Origin of the sequence: Pseudoalteromonas rubra, assembly GCF_004212645.1 — a bacterium.
Classification (GTDB): Bacteria; Pseudomonadota; Gammaproteobacteria; order Enterobacterales; family Alteromonadaceae; genus Pseudoalteromonas; species Pseudoalteromonas rubra_G.
Window position 1 is genome coordinate 1 of the sequence record NZ_PPUZ01000061.1, and the last position, 23,395, is coordinate 23,395.

Annotated in this window: 18 protein-coding genes; 8 read left to right on the plus strand and 10 right to left on the minus strand. The window is 48.4% G+C overall.

Going from position 1 to position 23,395, the window contains the following annotated elements; all coding sequences use genetic code 11:
• Positions 1-43 precede the first annotated feature (43 nt).
• From C3B51_RS19160 to C3B51_RS19180, 5 genes are all read right to left on the minus strand, one after another.
• Positions 44-541, minus strand: coding sequence for a hypothetical protein (locus C3B51_RS19160; protein WP_130246072.1), 498 nt, complete (start codon positions 539-541; stop codon positions 44-46).
• A 344-nt stretch (positions 542-885) separates the two neighbouring features.
• Positions 886-3,696: a bifunctional aconitate hydratase 2/2-methylisocitrate dehydratase gene (locus tag C3B51_RS19165; RefSeq protein WP_130246073.1), complete on the minus strand. Its 2,811-nt coding sequence runs from the start codon at positions 3,694-3,696 to the stop codon at positions 886-888.
• Between the two features lie 317 nt (positions 3,697-4,013).
• Positions 4,014-5,069 carry a succinylglutamate desuccinylase/aspartoacylase family protein gene (locus C3B51_RS19170; protein ID WP_125717641.1) on the minus strand — a complete coding sequence of 352 codons (1,056 nt, stop codon included), beginning with the start codon at positions 5,067-5,069 and terminating at the stop codon, positions 4,014-4,016.
• Entirely contained in the window at positions 5,056-5,961 is a 906-nt protein-coding gene (gene rimK, locus C3B51_RS19175; RefSeq protein WP_125717642.1) for a 30S ribosomal protein S6--L-glutamate ligase, read from the minus strand. The genes C3B51_RS19170 and rimK overlap by 14 nt, the downstream gene beginning before the upstream one ends.
• Position 5,962: 1 nt before the next feature.
• A complete protein-coding gene (locus C3B51_RS19180; RefSeq protein ID WP_125717643.1) occupies positions 5,963-6,409 on the minus strand; it encodes an ATP-dependent zinc protease family protein in 447 nt (148 codons plus the stop codon).
• A gap of 342 nt (positions 6,410-6,751) precedes the next feature.
• Here C3B51_RS19180 and C3B51_RS19185 point away from each other — a divergent pair, with 342 nt between their 5' ends.
• Positions 6,752-9,271: a TonB-dependent receptor plug domain-containing protein gene (locus C3B51_RS19185; protein ID WP_430929848.1), complete on the plus strand. Its 2,520-nt coding sequence runs from the start codon at positions 6,752-6,754 to the stop codon at positions 9,269-9,271.
• Between the two features lie 48 nt (positions 9,272-9,319).
• Here C3B51_RS19185 and C3B51_RS19190 read toward each other — a convergent pair whose 3' ends face one another.
• On the minus strand, positions 9,320-10,618 hold the full coding sequence (locus tag C3B51_RS19190; RefSeq protein WP_240701931.1) for a M24 family metallopeptidase: 1,299 nt from the start codon (positions 10,616-10,618) through the stop codon (positions 9,320-9,322).
• Positions 10,619-10,764: 146 nt separating this feature from the next.
• Between C3B51_RS19190 and C3B51_RS19195 the strand changes: the two genes are divergently transcribed.
• Positions 10,765-11,112: a hypothetical protein gene (locus C3B51_RS19195; protein WP_130246076.1), complete on the plus strand. Its 348-nt coding sequence runs from the start codon at positions 10,765-10,767 to the stop codon at positions 11,110-11,112.
• On the opposite strand, the gene C3B51_RS19200 is transcribed toward C3B51_RS19195, so the two are convergent.
• Complete coding sequence (locus tag C3B51_RS19200; protein ID WP_125717646.1) at positions 11,072-12,073, minus strand: FHA domain-containing protein; 1,002 nt, start codon at positions 12,071-12,073, stop codon at positions 11,072-11,074. The two genes, C3B51_RS19195 and C3B51_RS19200, sit on opposite strands and share 41 nt — an antisense overlap.
• 302 nt (positions 12,074-12,375) lie before the next feature.
• Between C3B51_RS19200 and C3B51_RS19205 the strand changes: the two genes are divergently transcribed.
• Positions 12,376-14,982: a serine/threonine-protein kinase gene (locus tag C3B51_RS19205; protein WP_130246077.1), complete on the plus strand. Its 2,607-nt coding sequence runs from the start codon at positions 12,376-12,378 to the stop codon at positions 14,980-14,982.
• Between the two features lie 13 nt (positions 14,983-14,995).
• On the opposite strand, the gene C3B51_RS19210 is transcribed toward C3B51_RS19205, so the two are convergent.
• Positions 14,996-15,526: a hypothetical protein gene (locus tag C3B51_RS19210; protein WP_130246078.1), complete on the minus strand. Its 531-nt coding sequence runs from the start codon at positions 15,524-15,526 to the stop codon at positions 14,996-14,998.
• A gap of 211 nt (positions 15,527-15,737) precedes the next feature.
• Between C3B51_RS19210 and C3B51_RS19215 the strand changes: the two genes are divergently transcribed.
• A complete protein-coding gene (locus tag C3B51_RS19215; RefSeq protein WP_125717649.1) occupies positions 15,738-16,478 on the plus strand; it encodes a hypothetical protein in 741 nt (246 codons plus the stop codon).
• Positions 16,479-16,513: 35 nt separating this feature from the next.
• Here C3B51_RS19215 and C3B51_RS19220 read toward each other — a convergent pair whose 3' ends face one another.
• The gene (locus C3B51_RS19220; RefSeq protein WP_125717650.1) at positions 16,514-16,915 is read right to left on the minus strand and encodes an ACT domain-containing protein; all 402 of its coding nucleotides are present in this window, start codon (positions 16,913-16,915) and stop codon (positions 16,514-16,516) included.
• Between the two features lie 349 nt (positions 16,916-17,264).
• Between C3B51_RS19220 and C3B51_RS19225 the strand changes: the two genes are divergently transcribed.
• The 4 genes from C3B51_RS19225 to C3B51_RS19240 all read left to right on the plus strand — a co-directional run bounded on the left by C3B51_RS19225 (position 17,265) and on the right by C3B51_RS19240 (position 22,313).
• Positions 17,265-18,773 (plus strand): helix-turn-helix domain-containing protein, encoded by a 1,509-nt coding sequence (locus C3B51_RS19225; RefSeq protein WP_130246079.1) that lies wholly within the window; start codon positions 17,265-17,267, stop codon positions 18,771-18,773.
• A gap of 235 nt (positions 18,774-19,008) precedes the next feature.
• Positions 19,009-20,142, plus strand: a complete 1,134-nt coding sequence (locus C3B51_RS19230; RefSeq protein WP_130246080.1) for a DcaP family trimeric outer membrane transporter — start codon at positions 19,009-19,011, stop codon at positions 20,140-20,142.
• 10 nt (positions 20,143-20,152) lie between these two features.
• A complete protein-coding gene (locus C3B51_RS19235) occupies positions 20,153-20,998 on the plus strand; it encodes a substrate-binding periplasmic protein (protein WP_165389200.1) in 846 nt (281 codons plus the stop codon).
• A 10-nt stretch (positions 20,999-21,008) separates the two neighbouring features.
• A complete protein-coding gene (locus tag C3B51_RS19240; RefSeq protein ID WP_165389201.1) occupies positions 21,009-22,313 on the plus strand; it encodes a dicarboxylate/amino acid:cation symporter in 1,305 nt (434 codons plus the stop codon).
• Between the two features lie 37 nt (positions 22,314-22,350).
• Here C3B51_RS19240 and C3B51_RS19245 read toward each other — a convergent pair whose 3' ends face one another.
• A complete protein-coding gene (locus tag C3B51_RS19245; RefSeq protein ID WP_130246083.1) occupies positions 22,351-23,331 on the minus strand; it encodes a hypothetical protein in 981 nt (326 codons plus the stop codon).
• Positions 23,332-23,395: the final 64 nt, after the last annotated feature.

Sequence of the window (23,395 nt, forward strand, 5' to 3'; positions counted from 1 at the left end):
CAGGATTTGATCAACAAGGCCACGCCATAGTCTCTTGTTAGTTTTATTTTTCTAATTCTTTCAGTCTTTGCTTATCATCAACTCGTTGAATCATAAAATACCAAAGAATAAAGCCTAATAAAGAAATAAACACCCCACCAAATACTCCATAACTTTGGATCGCGTCTAACTTTATTAGTTTAGAATAATAATATTTAATTTCTTCAGTTTTAGCCTCATGTTTTATGCGAGCAATTTGAAGATCTTTTGTGAACTTGATAATATCAGTAAGTTTGGCTTCAAGATGATCCGTTTTAGCCTTTTCATTATTATTCATTTTATTTTCTTCGGCGGCTATCAAGTCTTTAAGAGCTCCTTGCTGTTCTTCAATTTCCTCTAATTCAAGAAATATAATAGATGACTCAATTTTAATCTCCCTCACTTTTTCATATGTTATATGTAGAAGATATTGAGGGATGAACAAGAAGATTAAAAATATCCAAATGCCTGAGATAGATAAAAACTTATATAAATTATCTGTTGGTATACTAGGAAGTTGCATAAATACTCGATATAAAACTGACAGCTTATTAGCGTGAACACCGCTTAAACCCAGTTCCAAAAACCGTACAGATCCACAACTAAATTAATTTATTCATAAATAGAACAATAACCTACCACCTTTATTCCCATCGTTCAAGCCAAAACGGCTCTGTTAAGGGCTAAAGCCGAGCCTCGTTCATAGCGAAACTTAAAAACGCAAACAAAACAAGAAACTTAACCTAATAAACAACCACATTCACTTATACCTGTACAAGCGAACAATACTTAGAAACAACCCCCAATCTCCACCCAACAAAAAAGCGCGTAAAAACGCGCTTTTTTCAGTCTTTTAATCTATGAAGATTAAAGTACTTTAACTGGTACCGCTTGCTCTGAACCGAACTTAGTTGTCAGTTCTTCTTCAAGTGGGGTGAACGCAGTCAGGTCGATGCCTTCAACAGCAGCTTGGTACTCGTCCATTGTTGGGAAACGACCCAGAATCGTTGAAAGTACTACCAGTGGCGTAGAGCCAAGTAGTGATTCACCTTTCTTCTCGGCTGAATCCGCTACAACACGGCCCTGGAACAGGCGCGTAGAAGTTGCGATTACTGTGTCGCCCGGTTCTGCTTTTTCCTGGTTACCCATACACAGGTTACATCCAGGACGCTCAAGATACAGGATGTTTTCGTACTTAGTACGTGCAGCCGTCTTCGGATTTTCATCGTCAAACTCAAAGCCTGCGTACTTAGCCAGTACTTCCCAGTCACCTTCTGCTTTTAGCTCATCAACAATGTTGTATGTTGGTGGCGCAACAACCAGTGGTGCTTTGAACTCGATTGAGCCGTTTTGCTTCTCAAGGTTGCGTAGCATCTGAGCGATGATCTGCATGTCGCCTTTGTGAACCATACAAGAACCAACAAAGCCCAGGTCAACTGGCTTACCGTCGTAGAAAGACACAGGACGGATCACGTCATGCGTGTAGCGTCTTGATACGTCTTCGTTGTTTACATCCGGGTCGGCAATCATTGGCTCAACGATTTCGTCCAGGTTAACCACAACTTCAGCGTAGTACTTAGCGTTGTCATCTGGTGCCAGTGCTGGCTCTTTACCAGATTTAATACCTTCGATACGCTTGTCTGCAAGGTCAATCAGACCCTGAAGCGTTTTCGCTTCGTTGTCCATGCCCTTGTTGATCATGATCTGGATACGGCTCTTCGCCAGCTCAATTGACTTGATCAGCGTTTCGTCGTTAGAGATACAGATTGACGCTTTCGCTTTCATCTCTGCAGTCCAGTCAGTGAAAGTGAACGCCTGGTCAGCCATAAGCGTACCAATGTGTACTTCGATGATACGGCCCTGGAATACGTTTTCACCGCCAAATTGCTTCAGCATTTGTGCCTGAGTAGCGTGTACCACATCACGGAAGTCCATGTGCTTCGCCATTGCGCCTTTGAAGGTTACCTTCACAGACTCTGGAATTGGCATTGCAGATTCACCGGTCGCCAGGGCCAGCGCCACAGTACCTGAGTCGGCACCGAATGCGACACCTTTAGACATACGCGTGTGCGAGTCACCACCGATGATGATTGCGCGGTCATCCACAGTAATGTCGTTCAGTACTTTGTGGATTACGTCGGTCATTGAGTGGTAAATGCCTTTCGGATCACGTGCTGTGATCAGACCGAACTTGTTCATGAACGCCATCAGCTTAGGAATGTTTGCCTGTGCTTTTGCATCCCAAACAGACGCAGTGTGACAGCCAGACTGATACGCACCATCAACCAGCGGAGAAATCGTAGAAGCAGCCATGGCTTCCAGTTCCTGCGCAGTCATTGGGCCCGTTGTATCCTGAGAACCAACGATGTTTACTTTAACACGTACGTTTGAACCTGCGTGCAGCGGCGTCTCAGACGCAACACCGATTGCGTTACGGTTAAAGATTTTCTCAACCGCAGTCAGGCCCTGGCCTTCATGCGATACTTCTTTAGAAGGCGCATATACTTCTGGTGCTTCAACACCTAAAGTTTCAGCTGCAAACGTCTGAAGTTTTTTACCGAATACTACCGCGTAAGAACCACCCGCCTTCATGAACTCCACTTTTTGTGGTGTGAATGAAGATGATACGTCAACCAGCTCTTTGTCGCCGTTGTATAGTTTCTTCGCTTTGGTGTCGATAGTCAGCAGTGTGCCAGTCGCAACAGAGTATGCTTCTTCCAGTACCGGGTCGCCATTTGCATCGGTAACCACTTTGCCGTTTTCGTCGGTTTTCTTCACCCAGTTTTTCAGGTCAAGACCAATACCACCGGTTACATCAACAGTCGTCAGGAAGATTGGCGCGATACCGTTAGTACCCGCTACAACCGGTGCAATGTTGATGAATGGAACGTAAGGGCTTGCCTGGGTACCAGCCCAAAGTGCCACGTTGTTCACACCAGACATACGAGATGAACCTACACCCATAGTGCCTTTTTCAGCAATCAGCATCACTTTTGCATTTGGGTGCTTCTTCTTTAGCTCAACAATCTCTTGCTGTGCTTCTGGGGTTATCATACATTTACCGTGTAGTTCACGGTCGGCACGTGAGTGTGCCTGGTTACCCGGAGAAAGCAGGTCAGTTGAAATATCACCTTCACCGGCAATATAAGTAACTACTTCAATTTTTTCTGGAATATCAGGCAGCTTAGTAAAGAATTCCGCGTTCGCGTAGCTTTCTAAGATGTCTTTTGCAACGGCATTGCCCGCTTTGAATGCTTCTTCTAAACGTGACGTGTCTTCATCGTACAGGAAAACCTGGGTTTTCAATACGTCTGCCGCTTGCTTAGCAATGGCTTCGTCGTTGCCCAGCGCAAGGTCAAGTAGTACCGCGATAGAAGGACCGCCTTTCATGTGCGAAAGCAGTTCGAATGCAAAGTCAGCCGTGATTTCAGCTACAGTCTCTTCGCCCAGGATAATTTCTTTTAGGAATTGTGCTTTCACACCAGCAGCGCTGGTTGTGCCCGGAAGCGTGTTGTAGATGAAGAAGTTCAGTGAATCTTCACGGTGCTCATGCCCTGTGTCTTTGATTTGGGCAATAATTTCAGATAGCAAGTCAGCGCTATCGATTGGTTTTGGACTCAATCCAAGTTCCGTTTTACGGGTTTGGATTTCTTCCATGTACTCATTATACAAACTCATATAAACCTCGTCAGGCAGTAATACGTGTAGATAGAACCGACCCATTCTACCCTACTTTGCCCTTGCACGTAATCTTTTAACGAAAAAAGCCTGTTTTCGCTCAATTTTTACGCCAATTTAACCACATAGGGCCGCGTCAGGAAGGGGGAAAATTCCGGTGCAATTTAGCCTCAGGGGAAAGGCTTTAAACTCAGGTTGAAAGTGTTAACTTTTGAGATGAAAAAGATGAACAAAATACAGCCAACTTGGCGGCTTGTACCAGCCAAATACAAACAGCAGGCTGGGCGTGGTGAACGCCCTAGACCCGCTGCGGTGGATCAGTTGTTGAGTTCAGTGTCGACCGGCTGCTCTTCTAAATCCAATTCGTCGATGAACTCACCCAGTTGTTGCTCCACTATGGTGTTAGCATGAGCAAAGTAGGCAATATGAAACACTGCATCGCCTTCATTGACCAAAGGCAAAGACTGCTGACCGATAATAATGCCACTGCGTGGTGCCTGGATAGCCACTTCATTGCCACCCAGCGGGTTACTGATATAGCCCAGCACCTGCTCTTTATTGACCCGCTCTCCCAGGCCCACCATCGCACGGACTATGCCGTCTGTATGGGCGCGCACCCAGCTGGTGGAATCGGCAATCACCGGCTCTGGCACCTTTTTAGCACGCCGACCTTTGAGTACCTTCAGCCGTCTGAGTACGTTTTCAACGCCCTTTAGTCCGGCGGCAATACCCAATGGATCAAAGCGCAGCGCCTCACCCGCTTCGTAGGTGATAACGGGGATCCCCAGGTTACTGGCTTCACTGCGTAAAGATCCGTTGCGCAGCGTTGCGTCAATCACCACTGGTGTGCCAAACGCTTTGGCAATGTCTGCGGTTGCTTCGCACTTCAGATTGGCCCGGATCTGGGGCAAGTTTGAGCGATGGATAGCACCTGTATGTAAATCAATGATATGCGTACATTTGCTGGCAACCCGTTTAAAGAACACATTGGCAACACGCGCAGCCAACGAGCCCCGCTCTGAACCCGGAAAACAGCGGTTCAGATCTCGCCTGTCTGGCAAGTAGCGTGACTTATGAATAAAACCAAATACATTCACTACCGGCACAGCAATCAGAGTTCCTCGCAACGCTTTTGGATCAACTTTCGCTAAAAGCTGGCGCACTATCTCTACGCCATTCAGCTCATCACCATGAATGGCGGCGCAAACCATCACCACTGGGCCTGCCTCTGCGCCATTGACCACTTCAATAGGAATGGTTAAAGGTGAATGGGTATAGAGCTTGGCCACCTCCAGCGACAGGGTTTTGCGCTCAGCCACCTCAATTGGTGTATTTAGTAGTGTAAATACCTGGTTTTTTTTAGCCTTTGCCACGCGTTGCGGTCCTCTTACTGGCTGCATTCTTTTCCATAAACTCAATGATCATACCGGCAATGTCCTTTCCGGTTGCTTTTTCTATGCCTTCAAGGCCCGGCGACGAGTTTACTTCCATCACCAGAGGCCCACGCTCTGAGCGCAGCAGGTCAACACCGGCTACATTCAGGCCCATTGCCTTAGCTGCGGCGATGGCGGTTTTGCGCTCTTCCGGGGTAATTCGGATCAGGCTGGCACTGCCGCCGCGGTGCAGGTTAGAGCGAAACTCACCTTCCTGCGCCTGACGTTTCATGGCGGCTATTACCTTATCCCCAATCACAAAGCAGCGAATATCCGCGCCGCCGGCTTCTTTAATGTACTCCTGCACCATAATGTTGGCTTTCAGGCCCATAAAGGCTTCAATTACACTTTCTGCTGCTTTACGTGTTTCTGCCAGCACCACGCCAATGCCCTGAGTGCCCTCAAGCAGTTTGATCACCACAGGCGCACCGCCGACCATTTCCAGCAAGTCTTTGACATCATCGGGCTTATTGGCAAACCCGGTGATGGGCATGCCAACGCCTTTACGGGATAACAGCTGTAATGAACGCAGCTTATCGCGCGAGCGGGTAATGGCCACCGACTCGTTTAACGGATAAATGCCCATCATTTCAAACTGGCGTAACACGGCACAGCCATAAAACGTGACCGAGGCACCAATTCGCGGCACCACAGCATCTACATCTATCACCTTTTCGCCTTTGAAATGAATTTCCGGCTCATTGGAGTTGATGTTCATGTAGCAGCGCAGCACATCCAGCACCACAGGCTCATGGCCGCGCTCCTTTGCCGCTTCTATCAAACGACGGGTCGAGTACAGGTTTTTATTCCGGGATAGAATGGCGATTTTCATTTTAATTCCTTGCTTCAATTCTTTTTTTAGTCAAATACGAGGCTGCGGGGTCTACACAGATCCGCCCCTCCATTGCTGTACGCCCCAGTAACATTCTAAATTTCATGTTATCCCGGTTAGTCAGCGTGATTTCAATGGGCCAGCTCTCGGTACCAATGTGCAATGTCGATTGGATCACATAGCGAGATTCCTGATGGCCGCCCGAGTCTGTTACCGTGCGCACGTCCAGCACCGGCGCTTCACAGACCACTTCATAGTCGGTGTCTTTTTGTTTCGGATGCATCCAAAAACGCACCCAGGATGCGCCTTCTTTTTCAAACTCTTCTACTTTGAAGGCATGTAAACAAGAGGTTCGCGCGCCGGTATCAACCTTAGCTTTGATCCTGTTTATACCCAGCTCAGGCAAAGACAGCCATTCGCGCCATCCAACCTGTATTAAAGTCGACATTTTTGTGCTCCTTAAAAAAGCGCTTTATACCTTGCTCTTAAACAATAGACTAACAAAATTTATTTATCCAAAGCAGCAAAGCAATTGATTGAGCAATAAAATTTTGATCCACAGTAACAGAGACGCGGTGACTAAGCCAGTAAGCCCGACAGTGATTGATACTTTGTAATCTTTTGACTGGCATTTAATACAATGTTACTAAATAAACATAAAAATTTGAGCTGTTATAATTTATAACGAATTCGAATTTCCCATAGAATTATCCACCTTTAGTATTGCCATCCTTTTCGTGGGCCAGACAAAAAAGCCCGTACAGAAATCAACATATAATCAGGAATGACCATGTTAAGACCGAGTACTCTGGCAGCCAGCATCAGCTTGGTGCTGGGCGCCGCCGCTTCGTTTCACACTAGCGCAGAACAAAGCCAGGCACCTGAGGCCAGTAACACCACAGAAGTGATTGAAATCACAGGTACCCGACGCAGCCTGCGCAGCGTTGCTGAAAGCACGGTACCGGTCGATGTTATCAGCCTGGATGAAATCACCAGCTCAGGCCAGCTTGAACTCAGCCAGGTTTTGACAACGCTGGTACCAAGCTTCAACTTTCCGAACTCGCAGCTGGCCGACGGCACCGATCACGCACGCCCGGCAGTATTGCGCGGACTGGCGCCCGATCATACTTTAGTGCTTATCAATGGTAAGCGCCGCCACGCCAGTGCCCTGCTGAACCTGAATGGCACGGTTGGTCGTGGCTCCACAGCCGTTGACCTGAACACCATTCCAACCGCTGCTATCAAGCGTATCGAAGTATTGCGTGACGGCGCTGCGGCACAATACGGCTCAGACGCCATTGCTGGTGTGATCAACATTGTGCTGAACGATGCCGATGAAGGCGGCAACCTGTCGGTCACTTATGGTGAGTACGACACGCAAATGGCCGGCTCTGCACAACTGCTGCGCACCTATGAAGATGCCGAGGGTAATCTGGCATTTGACAAAGGCGCAGATCGCGAACTGAACGATGGCGGCACCACCACAGTCAGCGGCAATATCGGCTTTGAGCTTGGCGACAAGGGTTTTATTAATGTGGCTGCTGAGCTGCGTAACAAACAACCGACCAACCGCTCAGGCATTGATGAGCGCGAGCAGTATGCCCGTGATGAAAACGGCAGACTGGATCCTCGTGAGTTTACCGCAGAGCGTTATAACCATAGATTTGGTAAGGCCGACATTGAAGACTTTGCGCTGTTTTATAACGCAGGCTATGCACTGAACTCAGATTTGGACTTGTACTCATTCGGCAGCTTCTCAAGCCGCGATGGTAACTCGGGCGGTTTCTTCCGTCGTCCTCAGGATGGCCGTAATATCCTTGACGTTTACCCGGATGGCTTTTTACCGCAAATAGACACAGAAGTGCGCGACTACAGCTTTGCTGTGGGTGCCAAAGGGGATGCCGGTGACTGGCAGTACGATGTCAGCACCAATTATGGCCTGAACGATTTTGGCTTTGGCGTATCGAACAGCCTGAATACCTCCATGGGTGCGAGCAGCCCGACTGAGTTCGACAACGGCGCACTGGTGTACAGTCAGTTGCTGGTCAATGCAGAGGCTAAAACGGAACTGGACTTAGGGCTGTACGACAGCGTATTTGTCACCCTTGGCAGTGAATACCGCCGCGAGACTTATGAAATTCAGGCGGGCGAACTGGCGTCTTATCAGACTGTATTGGATGCAAACGGCCAGCCGGTTGCCGCAGGTGGCGCACAGGTGCTGGCTGGATTCTCGCCGGAAAGTGCGGTGGATGAGTCACGCCATAACATCGCCTTGTTTGCCGAGTTCGATACTTACCTGACCACCGACTGGAACCTGGTACTGGCGGCCCGCTATGAAGATTACAGCGACTTTGGTTCAACCCTGACCGGTAAGCTTGCAACCCGCTATGTAGTGAACGACCAGCTGTCGCTGCGTGGTGCGCTCAGCACAGGCTTCCGCGCGCCCTCTCTGGCACAGACTTCATATAAGTCTATTGCCACCGTATTTGAAGACGGTGTGCCAAATGAAGTTGGTCTGTATCCGGTTGATACCCCTGCGGCTGCGGCACTGGGTGCCAAGCCACTGGAAGCCGAAGAGTCTGTTAACCTGACAGCCGGATTCATTTATACACAAGACGCTTTCAGCCTGACACTGGATGCGTATCGCATTGATATTGACGACCGCATTGTGATGTCTGAAAACCTCAGCGGCGACGCGGTTGAGCAGATCCTGCAACAGGCAGGCGAGTTTAACGTACAGCGTGTACGTTACTTTACCAACGCCATCGACTCGCGCACTCAGGGTGTAGACATTGTTGCAACCTATCGCTTTGACTTGGCGGACTATGGCGACCTAAACCTCAGTGCAGCCCTGAACCTCAACGATACCGAGGTAACAAATGTCAAAGCCAACCCGGCTGAGCTGACTGCGCTTGGCGAAAGCTACCAGTACTTTGCCCGTCGTGAAATTGAGCGCTTTGAGTCGGGTACACCGGATAACAAATGGAACCTGGTGGCTAACTGGCAACGTGAACAGTGGCAGGTTATGGTCAAAGCCACTCGTTACGGTGAAGTAACCGATCCTTCCAGTACGGTTGAAAAAGACGAAGTACTGGCAGCCAAATGGATCACAGATCTGGAAGTGGCTTACAAGGTGAACGCGCAATGGCGTGTTGCCCTTGGCGCGAATAATCTGTTTGATCAGTACCCTCAGGATACCGTCAGCAACATTGGTTTCAGTAACTTTAACCAGATCTTCCCTTACTCAGCGTTCTCTGCTTACAGCACAGATGGCCGCTTTGTATACGGTAAGGTGTCGTTTAACTTCTAAGCTAATAATAAAGCCCGCAAATGCGGGCTTTTTCAACTCATTAAAGCTCTATCTAATTACATGCCACTGTGTCTGACGCCCTGCCAGATACCAGACTTGCTTACCATCGAATACCGCATCTTGTTCCAGCTTAATTTGGATCCACTGGTTGTCCCACTCAGGTAGTTGCGTTTTAATGTTTCCTTCAATGGCATAAACCGTGTTTGGATGCAGTTTCCAGTCTCCCTGTATCGGTGTCGGCCCCTGATTGTCCCACATGCCAATGGTTGGCCCAGGCGCATGGCCAACAAAGCCGAGCGGATGGGTATAAGTACTGCTGACAATCCCTGCCGCTTTACTTTGTTTAATGGTATTGGCCAGGATCTCATTGCCCGTTAACCCTGATTTAAAGTTACTGGTTAAGATATCCTGCCAGCGATTGCCGGTGGCCATAGCCTGTTTCAGGCCCGCTGGTACATCGGTTTCATGTAGCTTTAGAACGTAGCCCATTTCCTGTGTATCCGTGCACTGATTCAGATAACAAATACCCACATCGGTGTGGATAATGTCTCCGGGTAAAATTGTGCGATTGTATTCACCAATAAACACATCGTCTTTACTGGTTTTGTCGCCCTGACGTTGAATATTCACATACGGCTGGAACCAGGGTCTGAGCTGTAATTCTTCAAAGCGTTCGCGTAAATACCATTCAACGTCTTTGGTGGTGGTTACGCCTGGTGTGATCACCTTATTGGAGAATGCTTCTGCAATTACCCGACGCGCCAGCGTCACCGCCTGCGGGTAAACATTAAGCTCTTTTTGGCTGCGCGTTTCCAGCCAACGGATCACCAGTTTTTCGGCGCTCACCAGGCGCTCCTGATATTTGCCCGGCAATACCTTCAACAGTTGCTTATGTAGTCCAACGCTTAGGCCATCGGCCAGTGCCCAGTCTTCACTCACATTAATCCCAATGCGTTTCGGGTCACGCTCGGCAATCACCTCAGCCAGACGCTGCCACTGTTGCGCCTTTGTGCCCCCTTCCCATACAGTCGGGTACAACTCGCCAATGGGATAACGGCTCACACTAAAGCGCTCAACGCTGCCATCCGCTTGTTTTGAAAACACCAGTAAAGTGGTCCGGCGCGCTGCAAACGTGGGCTGCGGCACCAGGGTATAAAACAGCTTATCTTCGCCATATTCGCGGTTGATGACCAGCCACATATCCAGGTCCGCCTCGCGCATCAGCTCAGGAAGTAAGTTATCCAAGCGATCTGTCACCATGTCATTGATAGGCTGAACGCGCTCTCTGAATGACAATACGTCCGGCAACGCCGATATCTGACGGCCCTGCGCATATTCCTCGGCCATAGCGGGAGTGCTTATCGTGCACAAGCTCAAAAATAATCCCAAAATTCTCTGCATAATCGTCCTGCTCGTTATTTATATTATTGTCGCCAAAGCCGGGTCAACCCGGCAACAGGCAACGCTTTTTAAGTAAACGGTTTTCAATCTTATTGCAGAGTTTGGGGGGTCAGCAAACCGTTCGGGATGAATGCAAAAAGAAGCGCTATCAGCCACGCAACATTGCTGTCTCAGAATCGACGCCCAAGGGCATTTTTGACCAGGCAGGCATAGATGCGCTGCAGCAATGGCGTTACCATGTCACACTGGATGAGCTAGACAAAGTGATAAAAGGCCAAAACCTTATTGCGCACTTTTGCTGGGTCTGGGGCTGCGCCCTTAAGGTCTTATTTAAAACTAAGCCCGACCATTTATCGGGCTTGGAGATATTGCAAAGTAACATGCACCAGCTAGCTGCTATCAACTCACCAGCAGTTCATCACTTTGTTGGTACAAAGTAGACGCTTCTAGCTGCTGGCCTTTAACAATACTGAAATGCCTGCCACCAAAGCGCACCCTGCCGCGTTTACGTTCAATAAGAGATTCAGCCATTGACTTGTCTTTCATCCGGTCAACAAACTGTTTGCGTGCGCGGTGGATCTGGATATTAATGTGGCTCTCCGTCAGCCCCAAATCACGGGACAGTTGTTTCACCGAGACCCAACCTTGTGAGGCATCATCCACCTGATGTTGCATATCTTTTATTTTATATCTGGCCAATAGTGCGGTCAGGTAATGGTGTGTCCGGGTTTCAAAATCGACTTTTTCCTGAGCCTGTTTTACCTGTAACTCAGCATATTCCTCATCCTGGCTCAGTGTAAAATGGTATTCCAGATCGCCGGGATCTGTATCTGTGACTTCTGCTGTGCATTCCTGTTGACTTGCCCGCGTCTGGATCAAACTCCATACCTGCTGAGCAAAACGCAGTTGCTCGCCATCGGTAATACTCACCGGATGCTCCGACCCAACTTCCTCATAGCACCAGGTTTGCTCTGCATTATTAAAGTACACGATTAACTCAGGATCTGACTCGCTGGGTAATAAATGATAGTTTTCAAGCGGGATCACCGGTGTTTGACCGTCAACAAGCTCATCATGGCTGTAGGGCACCAGTAAATCTTCTGGTGGCGCCAGGTCAGTGACACTGAAGCTATGACAACTTGACTCAGAAAAGCGAATTTCATCATTCACGTTTAATGCAATGTCCTGATTGTAAGGCACTCTTGCGTCGTTTAGCCAGGTTCCATTGCGGCTCAGATCGCGTAAATACCAATAACCTTGTTGCCACTCTATCACGGCATGGATCCGGGAAATAGCCAGCTCATCAAAGCAGCTGTCCACAGAATGCTTAAGTCGCCCAAAACGATGAAAAGACTTTAGATATAAATACTTAGATTGCTGTTTATGTTTTAGCGTGGCCATAGTCGCTCCTCGATAACGGCTCAGGCAGGCTGTCAGTGTCACAACTGGGCCCGACCTTGAGATCTGTTCCTTATTAATCGTAACACCGTTTTTTAAAAACGCCGATTTCACGGCATTACACCACAATATTGTTATATTCAAAACAATCTGCTGAGAGCGATTAATCTGATAAGCTGGTATTTAATTTGCTTAAACGTTACTATGACAATTCGGTACATGTGGTTCTTTTTTAAGGCCATTTTTCCGACACCGCAAACGCGCTTAAGGCGATAGCACCCGTAAGGTAATAGACAAAAAGTAACATGGATAAATCGCACCAATCTTCACCCTCAACACAGCCTGAGGATTGCACTTCTATCACTCAGCAGGCAGACTTACCAGCACACTATCATGTTAAGAAAGTGTTAGGGGAAGGAGGCATGGGCGAAGTGCTGCTGGCACAAGACACCCGGCTGAATCGTCTGGTCGCAATTAAACGCTTAAAGGTGCATAACACAAAGGACAATATCTCTGTCGCCCTTGGCGAAGCTCAGATCCTGGCCAGGTTAAACCACACGCATATCGTTCAACTTTACGATATAATCACGACCCCCTCACAGGTCTACCTGATCATGGAGTACGTTGATGGCAGTACGCTGTTTTATCACCAGAAAACTCAACTACTCAGCCTTGAACAAAAGCTCACACTGCTGATCCAGGTGGCCAATGGCGTGGCAGCTGCTCACCAGTGTGGCGTTATTCACTGCGATCTCAAACCTGCCAATATCCTGCTTGATGCCAATCTTCAGGTAAAAATCACTGACTTTGGCATTGCACGAATTAACCAGACGAAAGACGAAGCGCACACCCAGACGTTGCATCAGAGTCGCGGTAGCATAAGGGCCACCTCGCCCGAACAATTGCGTGGTGAAACGCTCACCCCGCAATCCGATCTGTTTGCATTTGGTATTCTGGCCTATGAACTGATAAGCGGACGTCATCCTTTTGGCAAGGTTCAATTGCGCGAGCGTATATTAAATGGTGAGTATGACGATGCCAAAGCAATACTACCTGCCCTGCCTGAGCCACTTTGTGTATTACTGAATCAATTATTATCAGCACAGGTACAAGAGCGCCCGGCAGATGCAAGACAAGTTGCCAGACGCCTGGAACAAATCCTGATTGCCTTGACACAAAATGCGATTATGGAACAGGAGACCATGCCACTGCCCGCTGCGCAAGAACAAGAAGAAAACACTACAAACCCGGCCTGGTACAAAAACCACAGCCTCACTCGGTTGGTTTTATTTGGTGTTATCTGCTTTACTTTTGTCGCTTTTTTACTGGCACTTACCACCTCGCAACCTACCGAAAAAACGCGTTATGTGGCCGTGCTAAAACCACAAAATAGCAGTCCGGCGATACACAAAACATCAGGCGTTGTGAGCGCTACAATCAATCAGGCCATCAGACAATATATCCTACAAAATGAAGGACTCGAGCTGGTAATATATAACCATCAGAGTTTCACAGCGCCCAAAGATGTGGCAGCCATCACAGGCGCTACCGATATCATAGCCAGTGAACTGGATTGCAGTGCGCTCAGTTGTGAAGTCACTTTTAGCCGGCTTTCTGGCGATAAATGGACAGTTCAGCAACAAATATCCTGGCCTATGCCCGCCAGCACCCACCTGAATAACTTTTATACTGCACAACAACATACCGCCAAACTGTTTGGGGAAGTCACACCGAAAAAAGTGCAACGATGGGAGATAAATCAAAAGGAATATTTGGATTATCTCGCAATTTATGAAGACGTCAATACCAATGGCGCTTATACCAGCGACAACCTCAATAAGCTAGAAGACCTCCTTAGCAGAGCCCCGTCACTCTCTGCTGCCTACGGGCTATTGGTTGATGTGGGACTGAACATTTATCATCAAAATAAAGACGATGCAATTTTGGCTCAGTTAAGCTCAAAGCTCGATGGCGCGCCAATGAGCTTTAAACAAAGTGTGCTCTTTCATAGAGAAATGATGCTCTTGTCACTCGAAAAAAATAATATGCAGGCGTTTGATGTACACTACGAGCAGGCCATCGCCAGGTCTTTGAGTGAATATGATGCACAGATCATTTTAGCCCGAAAATCGAAAAAGCTTGGCGCGCTCGATCAGTCCATTGCACACCTTGAAAAAGCACTCTCCTTGCGCAACAACACAGACGTAATGTTTAACCTTGCCAATGATCTGTACCTAAACAGTCAGCTTGAGCGTGCCACCTCATTATTGAATAACATTATACAGCTCACACCCAATGACTATCTTGCCAATCAGCTGCTTGCGGATATTTTTATGGTTCAGGGACAATTGGATAAAGCGATCGCGCGATATCGAGTTGTTGTCCAGAACAATCCCCAGCCCATGGACTTGAATATGCTGGCGTTGACTCTGATGCTTGATCAACAGTATGGTGCGGCTTTAGAAGTCGCCAGATCCCTGCCTGATGCCGAGAATAACACCCTCTTTTTACTCAACCTTGCAGACATAGAGAAGCTCAATGGTAATACGGTCAAAGCGACCAGACATTACCAACGCGTTATCCAGTTGAGTACAGATGGCTCGATATACGAGCTACTCGACAAAGCACAAGCCTATGCCCAGCTAGGCCAGTTTGAGCAAGCCATTGCCACATTAAACCAAGCTATCAAGCGCTCGCCAGATAACAGTGAATACGCTTTCACAGCCGCTTTGGTCTATGCGCTGGCCAATGAACAAACATCTGCAATCGTTCATGCCAAGGCAGCACTGGCAGTGGGGTACGGCACAATTTGGTTTGATCTGCCCTGGTTTAAAACGTTATGTAACAACCCAGGCTTTCTGGCACTATTGACACAAGAAAGCCGGGTTTGCAAAACGCGCCCTAATACATAGGGCACTCATTTTTTTATGCGGGTTTGTTTCTTCGCACGCCGACGCGCGGATCCTGAGAATAGAAAATCTCGTTTAGCTGGCCTGCTGATTCGTTCAATTTAACAGCAACGAACCTAAAATCTATCCGGTCAAACTCTCCTTCACACAAGGCCGCATTGCTCAGTACATTATTGATAGTCAGCACCAGTGTTTTACCCTGGTTTTGAACTTGTGCATTAAGCGTGTAATCTTGCTCATCCTGCTCACTCGTCAGAGAAATACCATTTTGCCAAAAGCGCCAGTCTGCATGTTTCTTATCCTTCATCTCAACGATAATAACAGCCTGTTGTCTGGAGATCAGCGCTCGATACGCTTTGTCAGAGATCCCCTCAAGCTTGTCCAGCACAAATGGAATATCAAGCGGCTCATTACTCGCCACTTTTTTGTACTTTCCACAATCGGCATCGAAGTACTTCAGCTCCCATGCCTCTTCATTACTTTTGGGGTTAAGTTCAAATAAAAAGGTCTTAGTGTTGAGCTCAACACTCATGTCTTTGTTTTTCATCTTAAGTCATTCCTTAAAGGTCGTTGCGCACCACGAGCTTACCCGGTGCTTTTAAAAAACACCAATAAAATCCGCGAATTATTATTACTTTTACCACAACAAAATGCACATCACCAGCGTGTGTAATAGAGTGTAATACTGGTGTAATGGTCCTGCTCGGCGCTTTTCGCCATAGTATTGTCCCAGATAAGTGAATGATTAAGTTATTACCATGACTTTTGAACACAAGACATGCCCAACAGAGACAGAGAATCAACGAGAAAGCCGCGAGCAAGCCATCTATATCAATGGTGCACAAGTGAGACCAGCAGGTCTGGATGGTGCCCAACTTGTCGCAGCTGGCGGCGCTGCTGCGTTTGCGGCGCACCTGGATGCAACTCGCACTAACTACCCCGGCGCCCGGTTGTTGCTCAGCCTGTCACCCGATGATAACGGCTGGCGCTATCTCAGCCAGGACATTAATGGCTGTCAGCTATTCTGTCAGAGTGTGATCGATTTTTTGCAACACTATGAGCTGGATGGGTTGAACTTGGATGCAGCGTCTTACTATGCGCAACTGGAAACCCAAGCCGTCAGTGGCAGCACGCAGTTTCAGAGTCTGACAACCATTTCACCTCATGATTTTGACGCACTACTGCTGGGATTAAAATATCAGTTTGGTCAGGCTGCACAACAAACCGGACGCACTTACTTACTGACGCAAATAGCAAACAGTACCGGGCCATTACTGAACCATAGCTACCCTGCTGACTTGGCACCAAATAGTGATACCACCGGAAAAATGCATACCCGGGCGCAATGTGCCGAGCGGGGAATTTGCCTGAGTGACAAAGAAGCGGCAAGTCTGACAGGGGGAAACACCAAGTACAGCATAAGCGGCGTCGTAAAATACGATGAAAGGCCGCTTAACGGCGCACAAGAGCGAGATTACTTCAGGTATAGCCGTTTTTAGTGCCAAACGATATTGAAGTAACCCCGTAGTATCAATTAACTGGATGCGGCCAGTTGGGTCAGCGCGCTGTGGGCAGCCTGTGCATCGCTGGTCTGAACAAAAATATGATCGTGATAAAAAGCGGCAACCACATTGGCGCTGATCCCCTGCTCTGTCAGGCACCGCGCTACGGCAGCGGTCAGACCGACGGCATCCAGGCTGGAATGCACACTCAGGGTTATCTGGTTAAATGGTCCTTCATACTCAAGGCCATACTGCTGTGCAGCTGCTTTAGTGACTATCAGGGTCAGGCCTTCGTGCTCCTGAAAAGTAGCGATGGGATTAAGTGGTACATATTCCTCCAGATCCCCCGATACAGAACAAAAAACATACTCGGTGTCATGTAATACAGGCTCCATGGTTTTTAGCAGCGCTGCCAGGTCGATAATGCCAGCCATTCTAACAGTTCCTTTTTTAGGTTTTATTTTCGTTATACCCTATCAAACCCGCCATGGCGTGCCAAGCTATCAAACCAATCAAGGTACATACATCAGTGTAAGAACGTTAAATCCAACACACAAACACCATTAAATTTAATAAAAATTAACCCCAATGTAATAATGCGTAACTAATACTTCGTAGTTTACCCCGATTGAATCCCCGTTAGATTCCTTAACTTGTACTCATCAACCCACTAAAAAACCTTGTTTGCTGCCATACAGCCGGGTAATAAGTCACTGAATAGGCAGGCTTATTGCTTAAAAAGGAGTTTGGACAGACAAAGTTGCTATTGCTTTGGAGTCAACGATGAACGAGTTAAACCACCCAGTTACACGCCATGTATCGCCATTCGAACAACATGCACCACTTACCAGATCACTTACCCGCTATCTGAACAGCCGCCTGTCACCACAATTACTGAAACAAGTGCAGCTGGAAGTCAGCGACTTCGATAATCCGGCCAGGACACATATTTATTTTAATCAGGATAACCGCTTCGCTAAAACGGTTGAGCACAGCTTTCCTATTGTCTATCAAAGGAAGAAAATTGGCGCTCTGAACCTGCTTAAAAGCCAGGATACGCCGCCCAATCAAACCCAGCTGTCACAAATCACCAGCCAGCTTGCGGTATTGGTCAGACGTAATTCTGTCCAGTCCCTGTCACATCACCATCTTGGCCATGCAATTACCCTGATGGGGTATAGTGAGTCCATTATGGCATTGGAAAAAACCATTGAGCGCATTGCCGAAAGCCATTGCCCGGTGTTTATTCGTGCAGAGCCAGGCAGCGAAGTACTGGATGTGGCCTGTAAGTTACACTTTAGTGGTCCATCGAGCCCCTATCCTTTCTATGAGATCGATTGTGCCGGTCTGGATGATCAGCAATTTTCTGAAAAACTGCATTATATCGCTGGCCAGCTGACGCGTGGCTGTGTCTTTCTTAATAATCTGGAAAGCCTGAGCCAGGTTCAGCAGGGCCTGTTATGTGACATGCTGACCACCCGCAGTCATCACAACACGATTCGCTCGACAATTAACTTAAGCCAGGTGCGACTGATCACTGCCAGCAACGAGGACATCAAACTACGTGTGACGCAGGGACAGTTTATTGCTTCCCTGTGGCAAAAGCTCAACTTCTTTTCAATGGTGCTGCCACCGTTGCGCGAACGTCGCGATGATATATTGCCGCTGGTAGATTTATTTACTAAGCGTCACCGACTGTATCGGGAGCAACGCTTCAGTGAAGCTGCGCGCGCGATGCTGCACAATTACGACTGGCCAGACAACACACAGGAACTGGAAAAAACCGTACTCAGGTTGCTTACTTGTGCCCCCAAGCCCGAAATTGACACTTGCCATATCCAGGCATTGTGTCCAAACATTGTTACCAATAATCCGCTTCGCGCCGAACAGATAACAACAAACTACATTCAGGCCTTAATGGACGAGGAGCTCGGTATGTTTTCAAAGTTTCATCCCAGCTTACAAAAAGCCCTTAGCTATATTAGTACCCACTGGCAGCAAGACGTGTCGCTGAGTACACTGGCCGCCAACGCCTATGTCAGCGCCTCTCATTTGTCCTACCTGTTTAAGCGCTCGCTTAACAGAAGTTTTAAGCAAATCCTTGCTGAACTGAGAATACGACATGCTTGCCGTATGCTTGAGGAAAACCCCAATCTGCGGATCACTGACTTGTGTATGGATGTGGGATTTGGCGATCTCAGTCACTTTGAAAAGATTTTTCGTCGCTATACCCAGGTCTCACCCCGTGAATATAAAAAGCGTCTATTAAAAACGGTATACAACCAAGTTTGATGGCAACATGCTTTATTCATAACAAATACACGCCTTGTTGGGCTGTCACTGAGTCTGTTTAAGCATACTAACGACAGCCCGGGCTATGCACTTTCCCTCAGCACTATTCAAACAGTGTAAAAATATCGGGTTAACACACTGCCTGAATTTGCCCGACTATTTCAGCTCTTTCCCTCAGCGCTTTATCTGGCCCAACGCTAAGCTCCTGTTAATTATATAAAAGAAGGAAAAAGCTGTGAAAAAACCATCTCTGTTTGCACTGAGTTCAGCGCTGCTCAGTACCGCCGCAAGCGCCTCTCCACCTGAGCTGACGCTGTCGGGCTACATTAAGGTCGATACCCTGTATGACCTGTCCGGGCACAGTGGCGATAGGATCGATTATGCCACGCTGGGGCAAAATGCGCCCGGTAACACAGTACGAGTTCATGCGAGAGAATCCAGACTTAGGGCCAGCTGGCAAAGTCCCCAACACCCCAAACTCAGCGGCGTGGTGGAGTTAGACTTTTTTGCCGAAGGCTCTTACTCCAGCGCTGGCAGCGAGAAAATTGCCAATGGAGCAAAGCCGCGTCTCAGGCTTGCCTACATTAGCTTCAATAACTGGCAGTTTGGTCAGAACTGGTCAAATTTTGTGGATGTCCAGAGCTTCCCCGAAACGCTTGATTTTGCTAATGAGAGTGGTCAGGCCATGCTCCGGCAAGGTCAGCTCCGTTATATCCGTCGCCATGCAGACTGGCAGTTCAGTGTGGCAGCAGAAAATCCACAAACGGATTATCAGCAGTCCAAACTGACGCCACAGTCCAGCTACCACAGCATAGATCCCGTATTTGATATAACTGCGCGGGCTCGCCTGGCGTTAAGCTCGGGCCATGTCTCTGTGCAATCGGTGTATCGCCAGCTCAAACTGGAACACGCTGCCTCATCACCTCAGCCAGACAACCAAAATGCGTTTGGCCTGGGCCTTTCAGGCAAGCTTGCAGTCGGGGCAAGCGCCACATTGAAAGGCTACCTGGGGTTCGGTCGTGGATTAGGCCGCTACACCCAGGAGGCCAATAATTATGCCGCCTACCTGAGTGCGGATGGACTGCAGTTACTCAAAAGTGTGGGTGGCTATCTGGCCTATCAGTATCGCTTTGACTCGCAGTGGCGCAGTAATCTGAGTCTGGGGGCGGTGCGTATTGAGCAACCCCAGCCGCTCTCCCCCGGCAGCCCTCTGTCTTACCGGTTTACGTCGCTGCACGTCAATACCATTCACCAGCTGACACCCGCCATGTACATCGGGTTTGAGTACGCCGTTGTCCGTCGCGAAATGACCAATGAACAAAGCCACTGGCTGCGCCGGTTACAGCTTTCCACTAAATATCGTTTTTAAGGATGCGATTATGAAAACTCTGCCTTTTTATTTAATTTGTCTGCTTTGCTGTGTATTCACATTCAGTACCTTCGCAGCGCAAATTCCCAGTGTGGCGCAAGCCCCGGCGCTTTCCAAAATCTTAAATCGCGGCACTTTGCGCGTCGCAATGTATCACAAAGATACGCCGCCGTTTTACTACCATGATGCACAAGGTACCCTGACAGGAGTGGATGTAGAACTGATCCGTGGGTTTGCCGACAAGCTGGGGGTTAACCTCATTTTTGACCGCAGTGCCAAAACCCTGAATCAGGCCATCGACATGGTTGCAGAGGACAAGGCCGACCTGGCTATCTGTAAGCTCAGCATTACTTTTGACAGAGCCAGTCGGGTGTTGTTTACCCGCCCTTATATTCGGCTGCGAAAAGGACTCTTGGTCAACCGAATACTGCTGCAACAGCAACTCAATAATCGCAGTAAAATAGAAACCATCCAGACACTGCAAGGCAAGTTGGCGGTGATTGGTAACTCTTCCTACGTGGGTTATGCCAGACAGCGTTTTAGCCAAATGACGCTGGTTCCTTATCCTAACTGGCAAGAAGCAATCCAGGCTCTTAAAGCACAAGAGGTGATCGCCGCTTTTCGCGACGAGGCCGAGATTAAAAAAGTGATAGTCGACAATAAAAACAATGCCATGTCTTTGCTGACTGTGGTGCTGGAAAAAGACTACGACCCAAAAGGCATTGCACTGCCCCCCAATGGCCATTTTTTACGCGCGCTGCTTGAGTCCTACCTCGATAACCTGTCTCTGGAGCTGAATGCCGACAAGGTGTTGTTCAACTATGACGACGTCATCAATCAGATCCACCGCTATTAACGGAGCTATCATGAATAAGTTTATCTCTTATCTGCATCACCTGAAAAGTAACTGGGCGATTTTCATCGGCGCTGCGGCAGGTATCCATATTGGCCTGAACGAGCCACAGCTGATCAAAGTGGTATCGCCGCTCGGCCAGTTTTACCTTGATATGCTGACCATGTGTGTGCTGCCGATTTTGCTTACGGCCATTGCCCTGAGTATTGGCCGTTTGCTCAATCAGCCAGACAGCCAGCGCTTTGTCAGCCGCCTGAGCTGGGTCTTTCTGGGGGGAATTTTTGCCGCCAGTGCGACAGGGACTTTCTTTGGAATGATGTTTAACCCGGGCAGTCACCTGGATACGGCCTCACTGGATGCCATAGGTAATGTGATCCAGGATTTATCTGCCGTGGATTTGGCCGTCGACCTCAATGCCCCTTATCAGCCGCCGAAAGACAGCTCGCTGTTACAGGCGTTCTTTTTCACCCTGGTGCCGTCCAATATTTTTTCTGCACTGGCCAATGGCTATACCATTAAAGTTTTGTTTTTTGCCATTTTATTTGGGTTTGCCATCGGCACTATCAAACACTCAGTAGCAGAGCATATTTGTACCTCGTTTGAGGCGATTTATTCCGCCTTCAGTAAACTGGTTCAGTGGCTGATGTACGTGTTTCCGTTTGGGTTATGTGGTTTGCTTGCGGCCACCTTGTCGCAAATTGGCTCTGATGCCATCTTAGCGATGATCAAGTTTATTCCCGTCGTGATCCTGACTTTCATTGGCTGGTTTGTGTTGATGTGTCTGGTACTGTGGCATCGTACCGGTACTTTCTGGTACTCCCTATCCGCGCTTAAAGAGCCGATTACGGTCTCGCTGGGTACGGCCAATTCAATGGCCAGCCTGCCTTCAGCCCTGAATGCACTGACCGACAAATTTGGTTATCAAAAGCAAAAGGTCGACCTGCTGGTGCCCCTGACGTTTAACCTATGTAGGATAGGCCCGACACTCTACTTTGCGCTGGCAACCGTGTTTGTGGTGCAAATATATAATCTGGATATCGGATTGCTGACGGTAGCCGTGATCATCATAGGCTCCGTGCTGGCGGGCACGGCTACGGCAGGCTCTTCGGGGGTTTCTATGCTCACTATGCTGACTCTGGTTTCCGGGCCGCTTGGGCTGCCCCTTGATGCCGTACTGGTGCTATTCGTTGTCATAGACCCCATAGTGGCACCATTTCGGGTGCTGGCCATAGTACACAGCTCCTGTGCCATTATCTCAGTGGTCCTGCCTAAACCCGATGTGCAACAAAACGCCCTGTCAGAACACCCACAGCCTTAACAAAACCCAGGTCGAAATAGGTCGACCTGGGCTATTTTCAAACTAACTCAAAGCCCAGGCATTGACGTGTATCGAACTGAGTAAAACCTCGTTCGAATAGCTGCTGCGCAAACCAGTTGCAATGGTAACTGGCAGCCAGATTGAACTTATACCAGTGCGATTGTTTAAATTCATAGGTAGCCTGAATGCGGCCTGCTTTGGTGATCCGGCCAAGCAGCCGCGCCTGCTCTAAAAAGGCCATATCGCGCGGCGATTTGCTGTCACTTTCGAACAGCTCAGGATGCGTGTAATCACTAAGTAATGACACCCATAAACGCTCTCGACTTACACTGTTTGGCGTCTTTATCATCTTTGGGTATAGCGCGCATAGCCTGCGGTAAATGTATTGTACACGTGCATTTTTCTGCATTTGCCAGTCGCTGCCACTGAGCTTGAGCGGTTGACCACGTTGCCAGCAATGCAGCGCGTAGCAAGTCGCAAGCCAGCACTGGCATAATGCCTGCCAGTGCTCTAACGGCCAGGTATTTTGGTACACATAAAGCCGACAGCCGAATAAAGCTTCAGACATCAATTGTACCTTGTGGTGATAACGCGCTTTAAAAATCACATCATTGAGCATAGTGCGAGCAAACCGGCTGTCGGGCTGGCAGGTTAATAACTCAGGCACCCTAGTTAATTGAGACTTGCTCAGCTGCGTAGCTGGCCGCTTGATTAGAGCAGGACCATCAGAGCAATTGGCTGACAGGGCCACGGCCTCTTTGTGCTCACCAAAAGCCGGTAAATGGGTAAAGGCCAGTTTACAATGAAAAGGGCCCAGGTTATTGATATCACTGTCAGAACACCCGGTATGAATGGGATAAACAGGTGTACAGTCGCTGTGCCAGTTTAATCTCGTCTGCGGCGCTTGCTGCAATACACCCTGGCCAACATACTTTGCCAGCAGACGTGCACTTCTGGGCTCAATATTTAATGCGAGCCCGGCCAGGTAGGTACCATAGAAATGGAATAAGGAAGTCATAAATGCTCCGGAAAAATAATACCAATTTCACTTAATACCTGGTCAATTTGACGGAGCAAATATG